Here is a 5,913-nt window from a genome sequence, read left to right as displayed (position 1 = left end):
TTCAGCGCCGGCGGCGGCGACCGAGAACGACACAGCGGCCGCCGCGAGCGCCGCGGCGAGAAGATATGCGCGCATGACCGTCTGCTCCTTGTGGTGAAAGCCCCGCCCAGAGATAGGCAGCCGGCCGGGCGAATTTACGGCTGTACGTCCGCCGGCCGCGAGCGGATCACCCGAACCGCTGGCGCGATCGTTGGCGCGCCTTTATGGCCTCGGTCTCGCGGTCGCGGGGCGGCGCGCCGCTGCTGAGCGAGGACACGAGGCGGCGCGTCGCCTCCGCCACCTCGTCGACCGCCCGGTCGAAGGCCTCCGCGTTGGCCTGCGAGGGCCGAGCGAAGCCGCTGACCTGGCGCACGAACTGAAGCGAGGCGGCGCGGATCTCCTCCTCGGTGGCGGGCGGCTCGAAGTTGAACAGCGGGCGGATGGCGCGGCACATCGGACGACCCCGTTTCGAAAAGAAGCGGCTACTCGGTCAGCTCGTAGCGCGCCGTCACTGTCACCGTGAGCTTGTCCTGTCCGGCCTCGATCGGTGTGGGCGCGGCCCTGGCGGCGCTGGCGTAGACGCGGTGGGCGTAGGGCGCCGGCTGCCCGACGGTCTGCTCACTGAGCTCCATCAGCCGGCCGACCTTGGCCCCGGCCGCGGCCGCGTAGATATCGGCCTTGCGGCGCGCGTCGGCCAGGGCCGTAGGTCGCGCCTTGTCGAGGAGCCCGCTCGGGTTGTCCTCGTCGAAAGTCACGCCGTACATGGCATTGGCGCCGCTTGCGACGGCCTTGTCGAGCAGGGCGCCGAGACGGGGGAGATCGCGAACCGTGACTGTCACCATGTCCCCGACGTTGTAAGCCGACGATGGCCGGCGGCGTGGAGGAGCCGGGCGAGGGATTGGAGAAGGTCGGCGAAATCGACAGGCTCGACGTCTGGAGGTCGGCCGGGGCGACGCCTTCGCCCTTGAGGGCCGCAACGAGCCCGTTCACCGCCTTGGCGTTGGCGGCCATCGCGTCGCCCGCGTCCTTGCCCGTCGTCGTCACGCCGAGGGTGACCCGGGCGAAATCGGGGGGCGCCTCGACGCTCGCCTCGCCGGTGACTTCGATGGACCGGTCGGGATTCACCTCGATGAGCCGGGGTTGCGCTGTGGCCGACGTGGATTGGACGGCGTAGGCGAGCGCGAGCGCGGCGGCGCTGGCGAGAACGGATGACCTTGTCATGGCTTTGCCCCCGATGCTGCCGCGGCTGGCGCTTGCGGGCCGGAAACGCACGGCCTCAGTCCCCGGCCTTATCCGTCTTCACGCGGTAACGGAAGTCGCAATGCCTCGCCCCGCCCATGATGGTCTGCGTCCGGGTGAGTTCGATGGACGGATCGTAGCCCTCGCAGAAGGCGCCGTCGCGGTTGCAGGACAAGATGTCGCCCAGATCGCCGAGGCCCATGGCGCGATAGGTCTCGGCGTACCGGCAGCGGGTGACGTTGAAGTCGAACGCGCCGGGCTCGTCGCTGAGGACCTGGACCTCGAGCGCGTCGTCCTGGGTCCAGAGCGGGAAGATCGCCTTGAAACTCTCGAGGTCCGCGCCGCCGGGAGCGCGCGCGGCCATGTCGGCGCCGGCAGCGATCGCCGCGCGGCGAATGGCGGCCCGAAGGATCTCCCGCGCCTTCGTTTCGCCGATCGCCTTGCGCATCTCGTCATAGATCGGCGCGATGATCTCCGCCTCGATTTTTCGGCGGGCGAAGATGCCGAGGTTTTGGGTCATAGGGTCGCAATCCCCGGGCCGGGGCGCAAGGCGAAGCGCGGTTTTTGCAGCAGATTGCGTGATTTCAAGGCGTTAGACTCCAATTCTTGATTCACAGACGGCGCTGAAGCGACCATTGCCGCATTTTCGCCTCAAGCGGATCGTCGTGTCCATGCGACTGATCCAAGGATTTGAGGAGGTTATCGCCAAAGGCGAAAGCTCCGAATGAACTGTTCACGCATCTTACGCTTCCAATCGCGGCTCATGTTGGGCGTTCAGGACCCTTTGCGCGTCCAAGGGCGGCGGCTGGCGGGAGGCGGGACGGGACTAGGCGGGTCGACATTGCTCGGCTCCAAACGGCCTTTGGGAATATAGAAACACAAGCGCCGGTCCTCTGGCACGACATTGTTCAACCCGCCCGGCGACCCGTCCATTGCACGCGCCCGCGTTGCGGGTAGAGTGGCCGGACAGGGCGGCGCTTTTCATGGTCGGCGAACCACAGCCACGGACCTTTATTTCCTATTCGCGCAAGGACGGCGCGGAATATGCCGCGTGGCTGCGGACGTGGCTCGGTGAGCACGATCTCTCGGTCTGGCGGGACCTCGAGTCGCTTGAGGGCGGTCCGGACTGGTGGAGCCAGATCGAGGACGCGCTGAGATCGAAGGCGCTGCAACATTTCATCCTCGTCGTCACGCCGGCCTCCCTCGCAAGCCCTTACGTGCGGCGCGAGATTCGGCTGGCGCGCCAAGAGGGCGAGACCGTCTGCCCGGTTCGAGGGCCGGGGCTCGCGGACCTCGGCGCCCTGCCGCGCTGGCTCGGCCAAATCTACGACCTCGACCTCACGGAGCATCAGACGACGCTGATTCGCGTCCTTCAGGACGTAAGCCGGCAGAAGCGCGTGCCGATGATGGAGCCGGAGCCGCCGGAGGATTTCGTTCCGCGCTCCAAGGAATTCGACGCGCTCAAGGCGCAGCTCCTCGACGCCAAGGGCGACGCGGTCGCTGGCATCACGGCGGCGCTGAAGGGCGCGGGCGCTACGGCAAAACGACGCTGGCCAAGGCGCTCGCCCACGACCCCGACATCCAGGACGCCTATTTCGACGGAATCTTGTGGGCGGAGCTCGGCGAGAAGCCGGAGCGGCTGTTGTCAATCCTCACCGACCAAATTGAGGTGCTGACGGGCGACCGCCCGGGGTTGGAGACGATCAGCGCCGCCGCCGGGAAGCTCGGCGAGGCGCTCGGTGACCGGCGCATTCTCTTGATCGTCGACGACGCCTGGCGCGAGCAGGACTTGAGGCCCTTCCTGCAGGGCGGGGCGAACTGCGTCCGGCTCGTGACGACGCGGATCGACAACGTCCTGCCGCAGACGGCCCTGCGCCAGCCCGTCGACGCCATGCAGGCGGGCGAGGCGCTGAGCCTCATCTCGGCCGGGCTGCCGGCGGATGAGGTTGCTCGCGAACGCGCCAGTCTCAAGAAGCTCGCCGCGCGGCTCGGCGAATGGGCGCTGCTTCTCAGGATCGTCAACGGCTTCCTGCGCGATCGCGTGGTCAAGGCCTACGAATCGCTGTCCGTGGCGATCGTCGGCGCGAACAAGCGGCTCGACGCTAGGGGCCTTGTCGTCTTTGACGCGCGCGACGACGCCGATCGCGCCAGGGCGGTTGCGCGGACGATTGGCGTCAGCCTCGAAATTCTGTCTGAAGCGGAGCGCGCACGTTTCGGCGAACTCGGCGTCTTTCCCGAGGACGCGGAGATTCCCATCGGCATCGTCGCTCGCCTATGGGCGGCCGGTGGCGGTCTCGAGGACTTCGAAGCCGAAGACCTGCTCAAGAACCTGTTTGACCTCTCGCTCCTGCTCGACCTCGACTTCGGACAACGCTTCTGCCGTCTGCACGACACGACCCGTCATTTCCTGCGGGATCGGGCGGGAAAAGACGGACTCGTCACGCAACACAAGCAGCTTGTCGCAGCGCTCGACGGCGTTGCGAGCGAAGGGGCCGACGCGCGGACCCGGAGCTACTATTACCTCACGCTTCCGCATCACTTTGCGGAGGCTCGGGAGCGCGCGCGCCTCGACGCGTTGCTGCTCGATCCCGCCTGGCTCCAGGCGAAGCTGGAGGCGACCGCGAATCCTCAGGCGCTGGTCGCCGACTATCAGCGCTACGGCGTCGGCGAGGCGCAAAGCCTGATCGGCCGGACCTTGCGCCTGATCAGCGGGATCTGCGTGCGCGATCCGAGTCAACTGCCGCAGCAGCTCATCGGGCGTCTGGCGGGGTTTGAGGCTGTCGCCGGGTCGGGGTTCCTCGACCTCGCGCACTGGCTCCTTCGCCATCCGTCCCTCGTACCGCTCAGGCCCACCCTCACGCCGCCCGGGCCCGAGGCTGCCCGCCTCGAGGGGCATGAGAGCTCTGTCAACAGTCTCTGCCTTGTGGCGGATGGGCGGCTGGCCTCGGGCTCCGACGACCGAACGATCCGGCTGTGGGACGCGGCGACCGGGGCTGAGACCGCCCTGCTCGCCGGCCATGACGGCTCGGTCAAGGCTCTTTGCCTTCTGCCGGACGGGCGGATCGCTTCGGGCTCGGACGACAGGACAATGCGCCTGTGGGACGTCTCAACCGGGTCCGAGACCGCCCGCCTTGAGGGGCATGACGGGTGGGTCAATGCGCTCTGCCTTCTGGCGGATGGGCGGCTAGCCTCGGGTTCGCACGACAACACGATCCGGCTGTGGGACGCCACGACCGGGGCCGAGACCGCCCGCCTCGAAGGGCATACAGGCCCGATCAAAGCTCTATGCCTGCTGACGGACGGGCGGCTCGCCTCGGGCTCTGCGGACAAGACAATCCGGCTTTGGGACGGCGCGACCGGGGCTGAGACCGACCGCCTCGAGGGGCATGATTGGCCGGTCGCCTCACTCTGCCTTCTGGCGGACGGGCGGCTCGCCTCGGCCTCTACGGACAACACGATCCGGCTGTGGGACGCCGCGACCGGGACCGAGACCGCCCGCCTCGAGGGGCACACGCGCCCGGTCGCCGCTCTCTGCCTTCTGGCGGACGGGCGGCTCGCCTCGGGCTCGTCGGACAACACGATCCGGCTGTGGGACGCCGCGACCAGGACCGAGACCGCCCGCCTCGAGGGGCACACGGGCACGGTCGCCGCTCTCTGCCTTCTGGCGGACGGGCGGCTCGCCTCGGGCGCTTGGGACAATACGATCCGGCTGTGGGACGCCGCGACCGGGGCCGAGTTCGCCCGCCTCGAGGGGCACACCAATTCGGTAAGAGCTCTTTGCCTTCTGCCTGACGGGCGGCTCGCCTCGGGCTCTCATGACAGCAAGATCCGGCTGTGGGATGCCGCGACCGGGGCCGAGATGACGCGCCTCGATGGGCACACGAACTGGGTCTGGGCGCTTTGCGTTGTGGCGGACGGGCGGCTCGCCTCGGGCTCCCTCGACAACACGATCCGGCTGTGGGACACTGCAGCCGGGGCCGAGGCCGCCCGCCTCGAGGGACATGAGGGTTTTGCATGCGCTCTCTGCCTTCTTGCGGACGGGCGGCTCGCCTCCGGATCCAGCGACAGCACGATCCGGCTGTGGGACGCTTCAACCGGGGCCGAGACCGCCCGACTCGAGGGGCACACAGACGCGGTCACTGCTCTCTGCCTTCTGGCGGACGGACGGCTTGCCTCGGGCTCGGACGACCGGACGATCCGGTTGTGGGACACCGCGACCGGGGCCGAGACCGCCCGCCTCGAAGGGCATGACGGGTGGGTCGCCGCTCTCTGCCTTCTCGCGGACGGGCAGCTCGCCTCGGGCTCGTGGGACAAGACGATCCGGCTGTGGGACGTTAAGACCCGGGCCGAGACTGCCTGCCTCGAGCTCGACGCCCCCGTGACGGCGCTTGTCGCCATCGCGCCCAACCGCCTAGTCGCCGGCGACTATCGCGGGCTGCTGCATTGGCTGGAGTTCGTGGATTGAGGGGGCGCGCTGCAGGGCGGGGTCCGTAGGGCGTCTTTCAGGAAGCCCGTCTTTCGAGGGGCTATGGACCCCCGCCAAGGCGTGGCCCGTAGGGCGTCCGCAGGGAACGAGCGCCGCCCCACCCGTCATGGCCGGGCTTGTCCCGGCCACCCACGAAGCGCCGGCGCCAGTCGCGGCGCGATTTCAAATTATGAAGATCAGGAACCTATCGGGAAGCGGTAGTGTTCGCG

The 5,913-nt window shown here is 68.5% G+C and carries 5 protein-coding genes and 1 pseudogene; 2 read left to right on the top strand and 4 right to left on the bottom strand.

Annotated features, from left to right (window positions below; genetic code table 11):
* Positions 1–166: 166 nt before the first annotated feature.
* From ACLP25_RS20255 to ACLP25_RS20240, 4 genes and pseudogenes are all read right to left on the bottom strand, one after another.
* On the bottom strand, positions 167–433 hold the full coding sequence (locus tag ACLP25_RS20255; RefSeq protein ID WP_442470955.1) for a DUF2277 domain-containing protein: 267 nt from the start codon (positions 431–433) through the stop codon (positions 167–169).
* Between the two features lie 28 nt (positions 434–461).
* The gene (locus ACLP25_RS20250; RefSeq protein WP_442470954.1) at positions 462–821 is read right to left on the bottom strand and encodes an SIMPL domain-containing protein; all 360 of its coding nucleotides are present in this window, start codon (positions 819–821) and stop codon (positions 462–464) included.
* Positions 822–912: 91 nt separating this feature from the next.
* A pseudogene (locus tag ACLP25_RS20245) lies at positions 913–1,200 on the bottom strand (SIMPL domain-containing protein); the annotation flags it as partial.
* Positions 1,201–1,255: 55 nt separating this feature from the next.
* Positions 1,256–1,738: an L-2-amino-thiazoline-4-carboxylic acid hydrolase gene (locus ACLP25_RS20240; protein WP_442470953.1), complete on the bottom strand. Its 483-nt coding sequence runs from the start codon at positions 1,736–1,738 to the stop codon at positions 1,256–1,258.
* Positions 1,739–2,201: 463 nt separating this feature from the next.
* On the opposite strand from ACLP25_RS20240, the gene ACLP25_RS20235 reads away from it, so the two are divergent.
* Positions 2,202–2,894: a toll/interleukin-1 receptor domain-containing protein gene (locus ACLP25_RS20235; RefSeq protein WP_442470957.1), complete on the top strand. Its 693-nt coding sequence runs from the start codon at positions 2,202–2,204 to the stop codon at positions 2,892–2,894.
* A complete protein-coding gene (locus tag ACLP25_RS20230) occupies positions 2,798–5,683 on the top strand; it encodes a WD40 repeat domain-containing protein (protein WP_442470956.1) in 2,886 nt (961 codons plus the stop codon). Before ACLP25_RS20235 ends, ACLP25_RS20230 begins: the two co-directional genes overlap by 97 nt.
* Positions 5,684–5,913 lie beyond the last annotated feature (230 nt).

Origin of the sequence: Roseiarcus sp., from assembly GCF_052145395.1 — a bacterium.
Taxonomy (GTDB): Bacteria; Pseudomonadota; Alphaproteobacteria; order Rhizobiales; family Beijerinckiaceae; genus Roseiarcus.
Note: the sequence above shows the minus strand (reverse complement) of the source record. Positions and strands in the feature narration are given on the sequence as shown.

Excerpts from the sequence above, each read along its gene's own strand:
- ACLP25_RS20255 (WP_442470955.1), bottom strand. The coding sequence starts at position 433 with ATGTGCCGCGCCATCCGCCCGCTGTTCAACTTCGAGCCGCCCGCCACC.
- ACLP25_RS20250 (WP_442470954.1), bottom strand. The coding sequence starts at position 821 with ATGGTGACAGTCACGGTTCGCGATCTCCCCCGTCTCGGCGCCCTGCTC.
- ACLP25_RS20240 (WP_442470953.1), bottom strand. The coding sequence starts at position 1,738 with ATGACCCAAAACCTCGGCATCTTCGCCCGCCGAAAAATCGAGGCGGAG.
- ACLP25_RS20235 (WP_442470957.1), top strand. The coding sequence starts at position 2,202 with ATGGTCGGCGAACCACAGCCACGGACCTTTATTTCCTATTCGCGCAAG.